The following is a 15,964-nucleotide window of genomic DNA, read 5'->3' on the forward strand; positions in this document are numbered from 1 at the left end:
TGTCGGGAAATATCAAGGATGGCGGGTCAATCTGCTTTTAGTCCATCCTGCACCAAATGTGAAACAGCACGCACGCCAGAAAAATAAGCCCCATGCGCCGTGGTCTGCTGATCGGGAGAACTCGCCTCCCCCGCCAGGACAAGACGCTCGTCAAACCGCTCTGACAGGCCCGCGCGAGATGCAGAACACCCTGGCAATGCCGCAGAATAGCCGCCTAGAATCAGCGGGTCGGTCGACCAACAACTGGACACACGATCCAGGATTTTTGATCGCAGGGCGCTGCCGAACATTTCAACAGCAGCGGTCTCTGTATAGTCAATCAGGGCCGCGCGCCCCCCGGCATCGGTCAGTTCCCGGGCCAGATCTCCTGCGATATAGCCTTCCACAATCGGCTTATCGAATTCATGCACTTTGACGATCAGCATCTTACCTGCCTTTGGAATAGTATGAGCGGAAATCCGCTCCCCCGGTGGCAGGATTAGGCCGTCAGTGAACAGGGCGATCCGCTCCGCCAGGCCCATCGGTACATCCACCAGCGCCTTGTCCACAGCGGCAGGCAAGGCGGGCGTGAAGTGGATCGATCCTGATTTCAGAACCGCCGGGGATACCGTCACGACGACTGTTTTTGTGCGCAGGGTGCCTTCCGCACAGTCGACGGTCACGGATGATCCAGTTCGATCAATCGCGTGAACCGGGCAATCAAAGGTAACGGGCAATCCCTCTGCAAAGCTGGCGATCAGGGCACCATAGCCATCCTTCACCGGCCAATCCTCAGCGGTTGCCTTATAGCGCTGAATATCATGGGTGGAGACCCGCGTCGGCGGCACGCCATTCATCGCCTCGCACCAGCCCGTATAAACATCATAAAAGGGGGATGTGGTGTCGATTACCGAACTACCCGCAACATCATCTTCCGTGACTTCATAGGCATTGTCGCTGACCTGATAATATTTGGAACAGGCCTGCCGGGTCACCTCATCCTGGCGCACACCGTTTCGATAATAGGCTTCCGGCAGCGCATCATGGGTCAGGTTGATGGAAACCTCCTGACCGCGCGACAGGGCTGTTGCGGCAAAAGGATTGCGCGACGCATGGTGCAGGTAATGGCACCCCAAGTCATAGGTCACACCGCCCCTGGATATCGTATGGGCCCGGCCACCAACGCGATCGGATGCCTCTAATATCCGAAACTTCAATCCCGCCGCACGGGCTACCAAACCAGCCCCGATACCCGCCGCACCGGCACCAACAATCACCAAATCCAAATCAGTTTCACCCGACACACGAAGCCCCTTTATAAAAGTCCATCTTGTTTCAAAAGCCTGTCTTGATTAGCAGCGCCATCCTCGCGACACTGCCGGAAGAAACAAGTCATAAGCGAGGAACCCTATGTCCGTCACGATTTATCACAATCCCCGTTGCTCAAAATCACGCCAGACACTGGCCTTGTTGGAAGAAAACGGTGTCACGCCTGCTGTAGTTCTGTATCTGGAAACCCCGCCCGATGCGGCAACGATTAAGGAGATCATTGCCAAGTTGGGCCTGGACAGCGCCCGCGACCTTATGCGCAAGGGAGAGAGCGCCTATAAGGAGCAAAACCTGAAAGATGTGATGGAAGAGGCGACCCTGATTCAGGCCATGGCCGATACCCCGATCCTGATCGAACGCCCCATTGTTATCAAAGGCCCCAAAGCCCGCATCGGTCGCCCACCGGAAAGTGTTTTGGAGATTTTGTAATTGGTAACAGGAGACGGACGCGCTACTCCTTTGCCAGTATCGCTTCCGTTCTATCGGGCCAAAACCCATGCTCAACTTTCCAGTATTTTTCCAAATCTCCGTACTGTTCTTCCTCGAACCGAATACGGTGATCGGTCTCTTCGCTAGATCGAGAGCCGATGCCTACAATTGTCTCGAGCCTATCTTTAAAAACAGTGATATCCGTCCGGGTGATATCATAAAGACCTGAGACCATGGGATAATAGCTTGTACCCAGAATGTTATTCTGCCAGTAGCGTCTTTCGTGTTCGTCTGCTTCTGCGAGAACTTTCTTTGTATGGCGAAGTATTTCGACAGAGGTTTCCGCATTTTCTTGCACTTGATGTGTATACCGTTCGAAAGACGCAACCATCGTCTCATCATATCTGATCACCGAATCGCACAATAAATCCTGTACCCGCTCGGTATATAGTGCGCAGGCACCAGCCAGGCGCGCGCTAATCACTTGATACAATTGAAATTCATTCGTGAATATAAGAATTTGAAATACATCGGATTTGTCTATTAGATTTTGCGGGTAATCGTCCTCCCATCCACCTCGCTGCATTATTTTTTGATTCATGCGAATTTGTATGATCGCGAATGTTAGTATTGAAAACCGCAAAACATCTTGCGCCGTCGGGACTTCAGGCGCCCCATGCTTTTCCAGCGCGATGGCTTCCGCTTGAAGTGCATCGGCATAGGCTAGATATTGGTCGACCAAAGAAGCCTCTGCCTCACTTGAGGCCTTCTCACGAAGATCCATAAAGGCCTTGCGGTCGAATCGAGCCCACCATTGTGACGCAGTGGCAGAAATCGCATCGGTTTTTGCGATATCACGACAAGGTGCCTGTGGCGGATCCGTGCAGACCGGAAACCCGGAAAGGCGAAGCTTTGCAGGCTCGATTGCCTCAGGTGCGGCTAAATTATTGCGAAGCCAAACATCCATAAAAGAGTAATGCCAAGCTCGATCCACAATTGGCGTTTCCGCCGCCCGCGATATAGCAGCCCCCAAAATGAAGCCACAGAAAACCACCACAACAGAAGTCTGCCCCACTGCGGCACTTTTCAACATCGTTCAACCACTTCTTGCCTCTACACCGAAGCAGCATATCAAAGAATAAAACACGATCATAGAGTGCGTTTTTTCAACATTTCATAATTCACTTTGGAAATCCCAATCGCGTGCTTTCAAAGCCGGTTCGCTTCGTGTATGCAACGCGCCTAGCCCCCAGGGTCGCACTATACCGTAACGCTTCGATCAACCGGAGGCGCGTCCGCCCATGCCAAAACGTACTGATATTGATACCGTCATGATCATTGGGGCTGGCCCCATTGTCATTGGTCAGGCCTGTGAGTTTGACTATTCCGGCACCCAGGCCTGTAAGGCCCTGAAGCAGGAAGGGTATCGTGTCGTTCTGGTCAATTCGAACCCAGCGACGATCATGACCGATCCGCAAACGGCGGATGCCACCTATATCGAGCCGATCACCGCCGATATGGTCGCCAAAATCCTGAAACGCGAACGCGCGGAGCGCCCCAATGAAAAGCTGGTTCTGCTGCCCACAATGGGGGGGCAGACGGCCCTAAATTGTGCGCTGGAGCTGGAGCGGCGCGGCGTTCTGGATCTGCTGGATGTGGAGATGATCGGGGCCAATGCCGATGTCATCGACAAGGCGGAAGACCGCCTTCGGTTCCGCGATGCAATGGACAAAATCGGGCTGGAAAGCCCGCGCAGTCAGCAGGTCGGTACCATGGAAGAAGCCATGGTCGCCCTGGACATGGTGAAACTGCCGGCCATCATCCGCCCGTCTTTTACCATGGGCGGCACCGGCGGCGGCATTGCCTATAATAAGGATGAATTCCAGAAACTGGTGAAAGGCGGCCTGGCCGCATCGCCCGTACATACGGTGCTGGTAGAAGAATCCGTGCTGGGCTGGAAAGAGTTTGAGATGGAAGTCGTCCGCGACAAGGACGACAATTGCATCATCATTTGCGCCATCGAAAATTTTGATCCGATGGGCATCCATACCGGTGATTCGATCACGGTTGCCCCGGCCCTGACGCTGACGGATAAAGAATACCAGATCATGCGCAATGCGTCGATCAACTGCCTGCGGGAAATCGGTGTCGATACCGGTGGATCCAATGTTCAGTTTGCGGTCAATCCGGTCGATGGCCGTTTGGTAGTGATTGAGATGAACCCCCGGGTTTCGCGCTCCTCTGCGCTGGCATCGAAAGCAACCGGCTTCCCGATTGCCAAGGTCGCGGCCAAGCTGGCGGTCGGCTATACGCTGGACGAATTGGACAATGACATCACCCAGGTGACGCCTGCCAGTTTCGAGCCCAGCATCGACTATGTCGTCACCAAGATGCCGCGCTTCACCTTTGAGAAATTCGCAGGTGCGGATCCGACACTGACCACATCGATGAAATCCGTTGGCGAGGCAATGTCGATTGGACGGACCTTCGCGGAGAGCCTGCAAAAGGCCCTGCGGTCCATGGAAACCGGCCTGACCGGCCTGAATGAGATTGATATCGGCGACGACAAGGATGCCTGGCGCGCAGCGATCTCCAAGCCCCTGCCTGACCGTATCCTGAAAATCGCCCAGGCCTTCCGCTTTGGCATGACCGTGGCCGAAATTCACGCCGCCAACAAGGTTGACCCCTGGTTCCTGGCCCAGATTGAAAGCATCGTGAAGGCCGAAAACTCAGTGCGCGAAAATGGTCTGCCGAAAGACCGGTTGGGCATGCTACGCCTTAAAAAGCTGGGCTTTTCCGACATGCGTCTGGCGGAGCTGACGGGTCAGGAAGAAGCGGCTGTGACCGAGGCGCGCCATGCGCTGAATGTCCGTCCGGTCTATAAACGAATCGACACCTGTGCAGGCGAATTTCCCAGCGCTACCCCATACATGTATTCCTGCTATGAGGGCGATGGTCTAAATGAACCGGAATGCGAGGCAGACGTCACCGACCGCAAGAAAGTCATCATCCTGGGTGGCGGGCCAAACCGCATCGGCCAGGGGATCGAATTCGACTATTGCTGTGTTCATGCCTGCTATGCCCTGTCGGATGCAGGATATGAAACGATCATGGTCAATTGTAACCCGGAAACCGTTTCCACCGATTATGACACATCCGACCGTCTGTATTTTGAGCCGCTAACCGGGGAAGACGTGATCGAATTGGTCCGCAAGGAACAGACCAAGGGGCAGGTTATGGGTGTCATCGTCCAATTTGGCGGCCAAACACCCTTAAAACTGGCCGGGCCGCTGGAACAGGCGGGCATTCCCATCCTGGGCACATCACCCGATGCGATTGACCTGGCGGAAGATCGGGAACGGTTCCAGCGCCTGTTGCAGGATCTGGACCTGCGCCAGCCGCCCAATGGGATCGCGACCTCTGCCGATCAGGCCATCGCCATTGCCGCCCGCATCGGTTATCCGGTCGTGATTCGCCCGTCCTATGTGCTGGGCGGCCGCGCGATGGAAATCGTCCATGACGAGGCGGAATTGCGCCGCTACATCACGTCTGCCGTGATTGTGTCTGGAAAGAGCCCCGTGCTGATCGATTACTATCTGCGTGACGCGATTGAAGTGGACGTGGATGCGCTGTGCGACGGCGATGATGTGCATGTTGCGGGCGTCATGGAACATATTGAAGAGGCCGGCATTCATTCCGGCGACAGCGCCTGTTCGCTGCCGCCCTATTCCCTGCCCGATGCGGTGGTGGAAGACATGAAACAGCAGACCCATGCCCTGGCAAAGGCGCTGAAAGTGGTTGGCCTGATGAATGTGCAATATGCCGTTCAGGGCACAACCGTCTATATCCTTGAGGTAAACCCCCGCGCCAGCCGCACCGTGCCCTTCGTGGCAAAGGCGACCGGCGTGCCCATTGCTAAGATCGCTGCCCGGTTGATGGCAGGCGAGAAATTGAAGGATTTCGATCTGGTTTCCCATGCTCTGGGCAATCATATCGCCGTGAAAGAAGCAGTCTTCCCCTTCGCCCGTTTCCCTGGCGTCGATGTGATCCTGGGGCCGGAAATGAAATCAACCGGGGAAGTTATGGGGCTGGATGTCGATTTCGCCCATGCCTTTGCAAAGGCGCAATTCGCCTGTGGGGCGGATCTTCCGGTAACGGGGACGGTGTTTATTTCGGTCAAAGACAGTGATAAGCCGTCAATCCTGGCCCCGGCCCAGATGATGGTCGATTGCGGGTTATCCATCGTCGCGACCGGCGGCACGGCCCGCTATCTGGAAGAAAATGGCCTGCCGGTCCGCCAGATCAACAAAGTACTGGAAGGTCAGCCGCATATTGTTGATGCCATAATCAATGGCGATGTGCAGGTTATCTTTAACACAACAGAGGGGCGAAAAGCGCTGGAAGACAGCTTTTCCCTGCGCCAGGCAGCCCTGAACATGCAGGTTCCGTACTATACGACGGTGGCAGGTGTGAAGGCTGCGGCACTGGCAATTCAGACGTTGAAGCAAGGAACCCTTGAAGTCGCGCCGCTTCAATCGTACTTTCAAGGTTCGGCTTGATTGGAAATGATCGAATTAAGCGGCGGGGCATTCTGAAACGACGTCCCTGATGGATACAGCAATGTCGGCGGGCATTTTACCGATGCCTGACGATTTTGGTGTGAGATAAAGGCCTCCAAGGGCGCGAAACACCCTGGGCCAAAGAGATGATGGATTGAAACGATGCAAAAGGTCCCAATGACGTTGCAAGGCTATGACGCGATGACGTCAGAACTGAAGTTCCTGAAAGGAACCGAACGTCCGGCTATTATCCAGGCGATTGCGGAAGCACGCGAACACGGCGATCTGTCGGAAAACGCAGAATATCATGCCGCCCGCGAACGCCAGAGCTTCGTAGAAGGCCGTATCGCGGAATTGGAAGACCAATCCAGTCGTGCAGAAGTCATTGATCCAGCAAAACTGAGCGGGGACAGCGTGAAATTCGGCGCGACCGTGGTGATTGCTGACTGCGAAACAGATGAAGAATCCACCTATCAGATTGTTGGTGAATTCGAAGCCGACCTGACAAAACGCATGATTTCCGTCACCAGCCCGATGGCCCGTGCCATGATCGGGAAAGCCGTTGGCGATGTGTTTGAAGTCAACAGCCCTGGTGGCACCCGTGACTATGAAGTTGTCAGCGTCACGTTCAAATGACCCTGTTTCAATAGGGGCCTATATAATGAAAGATGCTCATGAACGAATTCTTCGCCCCCGTCAGCGGCTGGCTGAATGACCTGTTCGGGTATAACCTGTCAATTCACGGTTATATCGCGATTGTCCTGGCCCTGGTCGGGGTTTTTGGCCTGTACATTGGGCTGATGATCCTGATCCGCAAATCGCACACATCAGGCCATGATGACGCTGTACAGGATTATCGGGATCCGCGGACCTAAGCTACAGGTGATTGGATGACATGGCACACCAAGCATGTGGTGTTTCCGTCGTCCAATCCTTGAGAAATCCCCCGTTTCCTTGACGTTTTCCCCGAAAAATGATGAACAATGACTGCCAAGAGTTTTGACCAATCATATTTTGATTTAAATTTGGTTCGCCGATTTTACAGCTTGATTTGAACTATAATGAAAAGCGACGGCCATGGATGATATTCATGCATTTGACCGAGGTGACCTGGAACGGACTACACGCCGGGTTCAGTCATTTTATGACTATTGGGTGCAAATTTGCGGGGACCGGAAAATGCCCACGCGCCGTGATTTTGATCCGATGGCAATACCTGGTCACCTTCCAGGAATTCTTCTCGTCGATGTTCTGGGCGAGACCGAAACGGGATTTGGGATATTCCGATATCGCTTGGCCGGGAATCTGGAAATCGAAGTACGCGGTTTTAATCCAGCGGGGATGCTGGTTCAGGATGCTTTTATCGCCAAAAACGCTCAGGACGCGCTGGATGTATATGAATATGTTCGGACCCGAAAATGTCCTCTGCTGACACCAGTAACCTACACCACCCGTTATGATGTCAGAATTGAAGAATTCTGTCTGTTTGTCCCGCTTTCCAACAATGGAACCGATGTGTCACAAATTCTCGTTTTTTCTGACGAAAAGCCAAGTCGCTGATCATTAAATTTTATGCCGAGATTAACGCATCTATCCTGATACCGTGCGCCCTCCTGTTACGCACAACGCCGTTGGTAATATCCTTTACGCATTTTGTAACCCGATGGATATGCCTGCCCCCTGTTAAGGTAATCGCGCTGATATCCCCCGTGTCAGAAGATGGCCCAACGGAGTCACAAATCCTGGCCTATTCCGAGCGGTGCGAACCCTGAAAAGCCCACAAGTTTAATGGCAGTTTCATTGCAATATCGCGACAAATCCCTTCTGGCCACCAGTTAAACATCACTGGCGCGTCACGGCGTCGCCATGCCGGAGTCACGGGAACAAGGCACGATAGGCCTCATCCAATGAAACCTGTGGGAGCCTTCGGAATGAAAAAACTCTTCGCCACGCTTGCTTTGATGTTTGCCTTTGCCCTCTCGGGCACGGCAGCCAAAGCAGAGCCGATTAAACTGGCTGTGACCGATCTGGTCGGCCTGGAAGAATTGCAACGTGAATTCGGTGCTTTTGTAGACGTTCTGGAAAATGCGACCGGCAAGGAGTTTGAATTCCTGCCCGTCACCAACCGCACCGCCGCTGCTGAAGCCTTGCGCTTTGGCAAAGTGGATTTCGTGCTGACCGGCCCGGCTGAATATGTCGTCATGCGCAAGCGGACCAATGCCGAGGTCGTGGTTGGTTTTTCTCGTCCTGATTACTTCGCCGTTCTGGTAACGATGGCGGAAAATGGCTACACCATTCCGACCGATATCAAGGGGATGAAGGTCGCCATGGGATCTGTCGGCTCCACGTCCAAGCATCTGGGGCCCATTCAGATTCTGGCTGACTATGGCCTGGACCCAATTAATGATGTTCAAATCATCAACACCAAAGTGCCCGTTGGTTGGGAAGCCATGAAACGGGGCGATGTTGCCGCGGTTGGCATGAACAACACGAACTTCATGAAGTACCGGGAAAAAGAAGCTGAAGACGGTACGTTCCCACCGGGGGCCTTCCGTGTCATCGGGCGTGGTCCGGACCTGCCCAATGATGTTCTGATGGCAGGAACTCATGTTGATAAAGCCATCGTCGATACCGTTCGCCAGGCATTCGTAGAGAAGTCTGATGACCTGATCGCGGCGATCCTGACTGGGGACGACAACAAGAAATATGCCGGCATGCGGTTCCTGACCAATATCAAAGATGCCGACTATAACTATGTTCGCAGCATGTATGCCGCAGCAGGATATCCTGAATATGCCGACTTCATCGGCAATTGATCGGATACGGGTGGTCGATGGGCCTGGTCCCATTGACCCAGAAAGAGAGGGCGCAGCAAACGCGCCCTCTCTATCCCGCTTTACGCCGGCCCCTGAGCCCAATTCCAAGACCGCGTTGGCGGTGTCGGGTCTGGGTAAGACCTATACGGGTCAGACGGGTTCCAACACTGTCTTGCGGGATGTCAGTTTCGCGATAAATGCCGGTGATTCCGTTGCCATTGTCGGTGCGAACGGGTCTGGCAAAAGCACCGCCCTTCGCTGTGCCATGCGGTTGATCGAACCAACCACCGGCGAGATTCATGTTGATGGGTGCCCCTTAATGGGGTTGAGCGGGCAAGCGCTGCGCCAAGCCCGCAGCAAGGTTGGTTTCGTATTCCAAAAGCATAACCTTTCCACCCGTTTATCGGTGCTCAGCAATGTTCTTCATGGCGGATTTGCCCGCGGCCGTGGAATGCGCAACTGGTCCCACAGCATCGCCCCGGCGGAAGAGCGGGACCGCGCCATGGACTGTCTGGATCAGGTGGGCCTGGCCGACCTGGCCGGGCGTCGCGCGGATCGACTGTCAGGCGGGCAATCACAGCGTGTCGCCATCGCCCGGGCCCTGATGCAGGGACCCAGCATGATTTTCGCCGATGAGCCCGCCGCCAGTCTGGACCCAAAGGCGGGCGAAGACATGATGGCGCTGTTTTCTGATTTGTGTCGGCGGACGGGCCTGACCCTGGTGGTGGTTTCCCACAATCTGGAACATGCCCTGTCTTATGCGGATCGTCTGATCGGCCTGCAGGCCGGATGCGTGGTTCTGGATCGCGAAACCAGGGGTGTCAGCCGCGATGACCTGGCCTGGCTGTATGAGGAGACTGGCGCATGAGCCTGAACGAAACCCTATCGCGGGCCATGCCGGACCGCTGGCAGGCGCCAGGCCTGTTGCCCAGCATCCTGTTTTGCGTGTTCGTTGCCTTTTTCGCCTGGTCCTTGAGCCGGGCGGGAATTTCAATCCCCGCCCTGATTTCGGGCATACCGGCAATGGGCACTATTGCCTCAGAAATGGTGCCGCCAGCCACCGACCGGCTTTTACCGATGATGAATTCGGTGCTGACCACATTCCAAATGGCGCTGGTTGGTGCCGGAATCGGTATTGTCCTTAGCTTCCCAATCGCCATTCTGGCGACCCGCACGCTGTCTCCGCACCCGATTGTCTATACTGCAACCCGCGCCTTTGTCAGTTTTGTTCGGACTGTACCGGATTTGGCCTGGGCCCTGTTCTTTGTCGCCTCTGTCGGATTGGGGCCCTTCGCCGGGACGTTGGCGCTGATCATGGACACAATTGGTTTTTGCGGTCGTTTCTTTGCAGAAAGCATGGAAGAAGTTGATCCCGGCCCCAGTGAAGCCCTGGCCGCGATGGGTGCCAAGCGGACCGACATCATCGCCTGTGCGGTGGTGCCAGCCGCAACGCCAGGACTGACCAATGCCAGCCTGTATTCGCTGGAAAAGGCGGTCCGGTCCTCCGTCGTTCTGGGTCTGGTCGGGGCCGGAGGAATCGGCGCAGAGTTGGCCGTATCGATGGAGATGTTCCGCTATGATCAGGCGGCGACCATTGTTCTGATGATTTTCGTACTGGTGCTGGGTGTTGAGCGTTTTAGTGCCTTTGCCCGCAGCAAGTTCCTGGATGGGGCCCGGCCTAAACTGTAGATAAGCCGTACTGTGTAGAAGAGGATATTTTATGCCAGATTCCGTTTCGACAGCAGAAATTACGGTTATTCAGAACGCCCGTGCCCTGTTGCCCGATGGATTTCAGGACGGAATTTCCGTCACCTTTCAGGGCGGCAAGATCATTGAAATCGCTGATCATGCCACCCCTGCGGACCGTGTCATTGACGGGTCGGAAATGACCCTGTTGCCGGGTATTGTCGATTTGCATGGCGATGCCTTCGAGCGGGAAATCGCCCCGCGCCCCGGTGTTTCCTTCCCCTTGGATCTGGCGATTGAGGCAAATGATACAGCCCTGATTTCCAATGGCGTGACGACATTTTTCTATTCCATAACCGATGGCTTCGAACCCGGCGTTCGCAGCCGTGAAACTGTCCGGGGCCTGATTGACATTATCGAGGCGAAACGCCCGACCCTGCGCAGCGACAGCCGCCTGCATATTCGCCACGAGACCGCCGCAACAGAGGGTCATGATGAGTTGCTGGATTGGATCGGGCGCCGTCGCATTGATCTGTTGTCCTTGAACGATCACCTGCCGCCCCTTGGCGATGAGGCGAAGACTGCACGTTACATCAAGGGTGCACTGAGGCGCGTCACGATGACAGTCCAGGAGATGGAAACCTTTATCCAGGAAAAACAGGCCCAGCGCGGTCTGGGGGAGTCACAGGTTCTGGAACTGGCCGATGCCGCCCACACAGTTGACCTGACGCTGGCCTCGCATGACGAGCGAACGGAAGATGACGCCGCGCAAGCGGAACGGTTGAAAGTTGGGATATGCGAATTCCCCCTGACAGAATATTGCGCGGAACGCGGTCTTGCCAGAGGGGCTGCGGTGGTGATGGGCGCGCCTAATCTGGTGCGCGGCGGCAGCCATGTCGGCGGCACCAGTGTGCGCGATGAGGTCGCTGCCGGGCGGGTAACTGTGCTGGTCAGCGACTATTACTATCCATCCCTCCTGCGCGCGCCCTTCCTGCTGGCGGAACTGAATATCAGATCATTGGCCGATGCCTGGCAGCTTGTTTCCGGTAACCCGGCAAAGGCAGCGGGCCTGTCGGGTATCAAGGGACAAATCACCCTGGGCGCGGATGCGGATCTGCTGGGCCTTAAATCACCATCCGGCGGAAAACTGCACGGCTATTCAGGTGAATTGGCGCTGGTTACAAGCCGCGGTAAGATCGCTGCCGCGCGCTAAGGCATTCCAGGCCATGGGTGCTTGACCTTAACACTGAGGCTTTTGTAGTAGTGTGGGTGCCGGGGACTGTAACGAAGGTCCTCTGCGTCAGCCTTTCACCAGCGTCGCGATACCGACGCGCCATCAATATTCAGAACAAGGAATTCAAACCATGGTTCAGCTATCCGGTAAGCGCGCTTTGGTTACAGGTGGCACCGGTGGTATCGGTATGGCCTGTGTCGAAGGTCTGGCGCAGTCTGGTGCCCATGTCACGATTGCAGACTTGCGTGAAGACGACTGCAACCGTGTTGCTGAGGCAATGACCGCCAAAGGTTACAGCGTTGACTGGCAGGCCTTTGATGTAAGGGATCGCGGTCAGGTCGATGCGGCATTCGATCATTTGGAGTCAAGCGGGGGCGTCGATATTCTGGTGACATCCGCTGCTATCGTGAAGGCGGCACCGATCCTGGATTTTGATGTCGATGACTGGAACAATATTCTGGCCGTTAACCTGACGGGAACCTTTCATTGTTGCCAACGCGCCGGTCGCCACATGGTCTCGCGCGGCTGGGGACGGATCATCACCTTGAGTTCCGTGAACGGACAAATCGCCAATACGGGACGGGGCGCCTATTCGTGCACGAAGGGGGCTGTCGATATGTTAACAAAGCTATTGGCCGCCGAACTTGGCAAGCATGGCGTGACCGCAAATGCGGTCGCCCCGCCGCCTGTTGATACCCCGATGATCCTAAACGTGCATGGACCACAGGATCGTCAACGCTGGTACGACCAAATGCCGATCAAAAGATATGCACAACCGTCAGAAGTCGCCTCTGCCGTTTGCTTCCTGGCATCGGACGATGCTGCCTTTATCAACGGGCATATCCTGAACGTCGACGGCGGATTCATGGCGTCAGGCATTCTGCTGGACTGATCCGTCCCGATAGGCTGAAGCCCCCACCTGTATACATCGGATGTTTTTCAACAATATCCGATCCTTTTTGGCATGCTTCTTTCGTTTTGAAATTCCCTATTGACCGAATCTTCCACTTAAGAAACTATATGCAAATGGATATAGTTTGACACGATCCGCTAAAAACTCGGCTCGGGGCGCGGCTCTGGAAGCAGGGTACAACCATCATAGGGAGTGAACCATGAAGAAGACGATTGCACAGGCCGCCTCCGTTGCGGTCCTCCTGGCAGCAAGTTTTTCTGCCGGACCTGCTTTGGCTGAAGAAGTCACATTGCGCGGAACCACCGCCTTTGCGCTGGGAACCACCTTTTCGCGGCCTTACGAAGCCTTTGTTGATTGGATCAATAAAAATGGCAAAGGCGTGCTGCAAATCCAAACGGTTGGTGGCCCCGAAGCCATGCCCCCATTCGAAGTGGGCAATGCGGTGTCATCCGGTGTTGTCGACATCGCCAATGTGACCGCAGCATTCTATACCAATATCCTGCCGATGGGGGATGCGCTGAAGCTGGCTGAAAACACGATTCAGGACCAGCGTGCCAATGGCTGCTATGACAAGGTTGACGCCATGCACCAATCCCAGATGAATGTAAAATATCTGGGACGCACCGGCGACCATGTGAATTTCCACCTGTACCTGACCAAGCCGATTACCGGTGCAGACCTGTCCGGGCTGACCATTCGCACCACACCGGTTTATCAGGCAATGTTCCAGACCCTGGGCGCGAACCTGATCCGGACCCCTCCAGGTGATGTCTATACCGCCCTGGAACGCGGCACGATTGATGGATATGGCTGGCCGATACAGGGTATTCTGGATCTGGGTTGGGATGAGCAAACGAAATATCGCGTCGATCCGGGTTTCTATCAGGTTGATGTCGAAATTTTGGTCAACCTGGATAAATGGAAAGGCCTGAGTGACGAACAGCGTGCCCTGTTGGAAGAAGGCATTGCCTACACTGAAGCGTTGAACGCCAACAACGTCGCCATCAACGCCGAAGAAGCCAAAAAGCAGGAAGCCGCAGGGATCAAAGTCATTACCCTGGAAGGGGACGCGCGTCAGAAATGGCTGGATACCGCCCAGACTGCTGGTTGGGATAAAGTATCAGAGATTGATGCGGATGCCGCAGCCTCTCTGCGCAGCTGCATGCAGTAACGCGGGCTAGCAATGCCTGTTCTTGAAAAAGCCTATTGCGGGTTAGTGACCGCGCTTGCCATGTTGGCAGGCGCGGTGCTGGCCGCAATCACCACTGCCCTGGTGATCAATGTCGTGCTGGTATCTGCATTCACCACCAACATTTTCGGCATGGCCGATGGCATCGAGGTGGGGTTAATGGCGGCAACCTTTTTGGCCGCACCGTGGGTGTTGAAAAAAAATGCCCATGTCGCGGTTGATATCGTCACGGCCAGTTTGACACCCCGCATTCAGCGCCCGCTGCACATCGTCACGATGAGCTTGGGAGCTGTTATGTCCGGTGTATTGGCCTGGTCATCGTTTCAGGCGCTGTTGATCGCCTTTGGTCGCGGATCGATGATTCAGGGAATCCTGGTTTTTCCGGAATGGCTTGTAATGATTCCTGCCTCTCTGTCCGGCGCATTGCTGGCCATTGAATTTATCCGACAGGCCATTCGCAGCCCCGCCCAAGACCGCCTTCAAACGGGACTTTAAGCATGGATTGGATGCTCATCTTAACACTGATGCTGGGCGGATTGGTTTTTCTGCTGGCAATCGGACTGCCGGTCGCTTTTGCCTTCATCACCGTCAATGTCATTGGCGCATACTTCATTCTGGGCGGCACCAACGGTCTGGTTCAGATGGCTCGCAACGCGACCAGTTCCGTTTCCAATTTCCAATTAGCCCCCATCCCGCTGTTCATCCTGATGGGGGAGATACTGTTTCAGTCACGGGTTGCCCATCGCGCGATAGACGCGATTGAACGCATTGTTATGAGAGTACCAGGACGTCTGGCCGTGGTGACGGTTTTTGGCGGAACGATCTTTTCCGCCCTGTCCGGGTCAACGATTGCCAATACGGCAATGCTGGGATCCACCCTGATGCCCAGCATGTTGAAGAAAGGGTATCATCCAACGCTTGCCATGGGGCCGATCATGGCCTCCGGCGCGATTGCGATGTTGATTCCCCCTTCTGCGCTGGCAGTTCTGCTGGGTAGCCTGGCAGGCATTTCGATTTCAAAGCTGCTGGTGGCGGGTATTCTGCCAGCCATCCTGCTATCGGTCCTGTTTGTGGTGCTGATCGTTACGATTTCGATCCTGCGACCGGACCTTGCCCCGTCTGATGACCCGCCCGCCATGACCCTGTGGGAGCGCTGGAAACCCTTCTGCATTTATGTTCTGCCCCTGTCTGGCATTTTCTGTGTGGTAATCGGCAGTCTGTTGATCGGCATTGCCTCCCCCACCGATGCGGCGGCCCTGGGATGTCTGGCGGCTGTATTGGCCAGCATGGCCTATCGGTCCCTAAGCCTGGCCAATCTGGGGGCCGCCTTGATGGAAACAGTAAAGCTGACGGTTATGATCATGTTCATCATCGCCGCCAGCCAGACCTTCAGTCAGATCCTGTCCTTCAGCGGGGCAACAAGCGGCCTGATCAATTTGATCAATGGCTGGGACTTAACGGCATTGCAGGTGCTGATTGGCATGATTCTGCTGCTGTTGTTCCTGGGCTGCTTTATCGATCAGGTTAGCATGCTGATGGTGACGATCCCTATTTTCGTCCCGCTGGCCCGCGCGATGGGCATTGATGAATTGGTGCTGGGGGTTGTCTATCTGCTGACCATGGAAATCGCATTGCTGACACCGCCTTTTGGTCTGCTGTTGTTTGTCATGCGGGGTGTGGCACCCAGCACTGTCCGCATGAAACAGATCTATGCGGCTGTCGCCCCATTTCTGGTCATCAAGCTGTTCGTTCTCACACTGGTCGTCGCAATCCCCGCATTGGGAACATGGTTGCCAGCATTGATCAGTAAATAGACGTCTGTCGAAGGAG

General features: G+C 55.1%; 15 protein-coding genes. 13 read left to right on the forward strand and 2 right to left on the reverse strand.

Translation table 11 applies throughout. The features are described from left to right. Positions 1 to 26: 26 nt before the first annotated feature. Positions 27 to 1,283 (reverse strand): flavin monoamine oxidase family protein, encoded by a 1,257-nt coding sequence (locus ACOSDR_RS07540; RefSeq protein ID WP_420730849.1) that lies wholly within the window; start codon positions 1,281 to 1,283, stop codon positions 27 to 29. A 106-nt stretch (positions 1,284 to 1,389) separates the two neighbouring features. On the opposite strand from ACOSDR_RS07540, the gene arsC reads away from it, so the two are divergent. Next, the gene (arsC, locus tag ACOSDR_RS07545; RefSeq protein ID WP_420730850.1) at positions 1,390 to 1,737 is read left to right on the forward strand and encodes an arsenate reductase (glutaredoxin); all 348 of its coding nucleotides are present in this window, start codon (positions 1,390 to 1,392) and stop codon (positions 1,735 to 1,737) included. Between the two features lie 22 nt (positions 1,738 to 1,759). On the opposite strand, the gene ACOSDR_RS07550 is transcribed toward arsC, so the two are convergent. Further along, entirely contained in the window at positions 1,760 to 2,830 is a 1,071-nt protein-coding gene (locus ACOSDR_RS07550) for a hypothetical protein (RefSeq protein ID WP_420730851.1), read from the reverse strand. Between the two features lie 208 nt (positions 2,831 to 3,038). On the opposite strand from ACOSDR_RS07550, the gene carB reads away from it, so the two are divergent. The 12 genes from carB (at position 3,039) to ACOSDR_RS07610 (ending at position 15,948) form a co-directional block, all read left to right on the forward strand. Further along, complete coding sequence (gene carB / locus ACOSDR_RS07555; RefSeq protein ID WP_420730852.1) at positions 3,039 to 6,296, forward strand: carbamoyl-phosphate synthase large subunit; 3,258 nt, start codon at positions 3,039 to 3,041, stop codon at positions 6,294 to 6,296. Between the two features lie 162 nt (positions 6,297 to 6,458). After that, positions 6,459 to 6,932: a transcription elongation factor GreA gene (greA, locus tag ACOSDR_RS07560; RefSeq protein ID WP_420730853.1), complete on the forward strand. Its 474-nt coding sequence runs from the start codon at positions 6,459 to 6,461 to the stop codon at positions 6,930 to 6,932. A gap of 38 nt (positions 6,933 to 6,970) precedes the next feature. Continuing rightward, entirely contained in the window at positions 6,971 to 7,171 is a 201-nt protein-coding gene (locus ACOSDR_RS07565) for a hypothetical protein (RefSeq protein WP_420725759.1), read from the forward strand. A 202-nt stretch (positions 7,172 to 7,373) separates the two neighbouring features. Continuing rightward, positions 7,374 to 7,856 carry a PAS domain-containing protein gene (locus ACOSDR_RS07570; RefSeq protein WP_420730854.1) on the forward strand — a complete coding sequence of 161 codons (483 nt, stop codon included), beginning with the start codon at positions 7,374 to 7,376 and terminating at the stop codon, positions 7,854 to 7,856. Between the two features lie 371 nt (positions 7,857 to 8,227). Beyond that, positions 8,228 to 9,112 (forward strand): phosphate/phosphite/phosphonate ABC transporter substrate-binding protein, encoded by an 885-nt coding sequence (locus ACOSDR_RS07575; RefSeq protein ID WP_420725757.1) that lies wholly within the window; start codon positions 8,228 to 8,230, stop codon positions 9,110 to 9,112. Then, on the forward strand, positions 9,090 to 9,980 hold the full coding sequence (locus tag ACOSDR_RS07580; protein WP_420730855.1) for a phosphonate ABC transporter ATP-binding protein: 891 nt from the start codon (positions 9,090 to 9,092) through the stop codon (positions 9,978 to 9,980). Before ACOSDR_RS07575 ends, ACOSDR_RS07580 begins: the two co-directional genes overlap by 23 nt. After that, entirely contained in the window at positions 9,977 to 10,801 is an 825-nt protein-coding gene (gene phnE / locus ACOSDR_RS07585; protein ID WP_420730856.1) for a phosphonate ABC transporter, permease protein PhnE, read from the forward strand. The genes ACOSDR_RS07580 and phnE overlap by 4 nt, the downstream gene beginning before the upstream one ends. 31 nt (positions 10,802 to 10,832) lie before the next feature. Then, on the forward strand, positions 10,833 to 12,011 hold the full coding sequence (locus tag ACOSDR_RS07590) for an alpha-D-ribose 1-methylphosphonate 5-triphosphate diphosphatase (RefSeq protein WP_420730857.1): 1,179 nt from the start codon (positions 10,833 to 10,835) through the stop codon (positions 12,009 to 12,011). A 151-nt stretch (positions 12,012 to 12,162) separates the two neighbouring features. Beyond that, on the forward strand, positions 12,163 to 12,924 hold the full coding sequence (locus ACOSDR_RS07595; protein ID WP_420730858.1) for an SDR family NAD(P)-dependent oxidoreductase: 762 nt from the start codon (positions 12,163 to 12,165) through the stop codon (positions 12,922 to 12,924). A gap of 220 nt (positions 12,925 to 13,144) precedes the next feature. Continuing rightward, positions 13,145 to 14,116 (forward strand): TRAP transporter substrate-binding protein DctP, encoded by a 972-nt coding sequence (gene dctP, locus ACOSDR_RS07600; protein ID WP_420730859.1) that lies wholly within the window; start codon positions 13,145 to 13,147, stop codon positions 14,114 to 14,116. 12 nt (positions 14,117 to 14,128) lie between these two features. Then, positions 14,129 to 14,629: a TRAP transporter small permease gene (locus tag ACOSDR_RS07605; RefSeq protein WP_420725751.1), complete on the forward strand. Its 501-nt coding sequence runs from the start codon at positions 14,129 to 14,131 to the stop codon at positions 14,627 to 14,629. 2 nt (positions 14,630 to 14,631) lie between these two features. Continuing rightward, positions 14,632 to 15,948 (forward strand): TRAP transporter large permease, encoded by a 1,317-nt coding sequence (locus ACOSDR_RS07610; RefSeq protein WP_420730860.1) that lies wholly within the window; start codon positions 14,632 to 14,634, stop codon positions 15,946 to 15,948. The last annotated feature ends 16 nt before the right edge of the window (positions 15,949 to 15,964 follow it).

It is taken from the genome of Hwanghaeella sp. 1Z406 (assembly GCF_048892425.1).
Lineage (GTDB): Bacteria > Pseudomonadota > Alphaproteobacteria > UBA8366 > Aestuariispiraceae > Pacificispira.

Bases quoted from the DNA above. Each gene is read 5' to 3' on its own strand.
- arsC (WP_420730850.1), top strand. From the start codon at position 1,390: ATGTCCGTCACGATTTATCACAATCCCCGTTGCTCAAAATCACGCCAG.
- ACOSDR_RS07550 (WP_420730851.1), bottom strand. From the start codon at position 2,830: ATGTTGAAAAGTGCCGCAGTGGGGCAGACTTCTGTTGTGGTGGTTTTC.
- carB (WP_420730852.1), top strand. From the start codon at position 3,039: ATGCCAAAACGTACTGATATTGATACCGTCATGATCATTGGGGCTGGC.
- greA (WP_420730853.1), top strand. From the start codon at position 6,459: ATGCAAAAGGTCCCAATGACGTTGCAAGGCTATGACGCGATGACGTCA.
- ACOSDR_RS07565 (WP_420725759.1), top strand. From the start codon at position 6,971: ATGAACGAATTCTTCGCCCCCGTCAGCGGCTGGCTGAATGACCTGTTC.
- ACOSDR_RS07570 (WP_420730854.1), top strand. From the start codon at position 7,374: ATGGATGATATTCATGCATTTGACCGAGGTGACCTGGAACGGACTACA.
- ACOSDR_RS07575 (WP_420725757.1), top strand. From the start codon at position 8,228: ATGAAAAAACTCTTCGCCACGCTTGCTTTGATGTTTGCCTTTGCCCTC.
- ACOSDR_RS07580 (WP_420730855.1), top strand. From the start codon at position 9,090: ATGCCGACTTCATCGGCAATTGATCGGATACGGGTGGTCGATGGGCCT.
- phnE (WP_420730856.1), top strand. From the start codon at position 9,977: ATGAGCCTGAACGAAACCCTATCGCGGGCCATGCCGGACCGCTGGCAG.
- ACOSDR_RS07590 (WP_420730857.1), top strand. From the start codon at position 10,833: ATGCCAGATTCCGTTTCGACAGCAGAAATTACGGTTATTCAGAACGCC.
- ACOSDR_RS07595 (WP_420730858.1), top strand. From the start codon at position 12,163: ATGGTTCAGCTATCCGGTAAGCGCGCTTTGGTTACAGGTGGCACCGGT.
- dctP (WP_420730859.1), top strand. From the start codon at position 13,145: ATGAAGAAGACGATTGCACAGGCCGCCTCCGTTGCGGTCCTCCTGGCA.
- ACOSDR_RS07605 (WP_420725751.1), top strand. From the start codon at position 14,129: ATGCCTGTTCTTGAAAAAGCCTATTGCGGGTTAGTGACCGCGCTTGCC.
- ACOSDR_RS07610 (WP_420730860.1), top strand. From the start codon at position 14,632: ATGGATTGGATGCTCATCTTAACACTGATGCTGGGCGGATTGGTTTTT.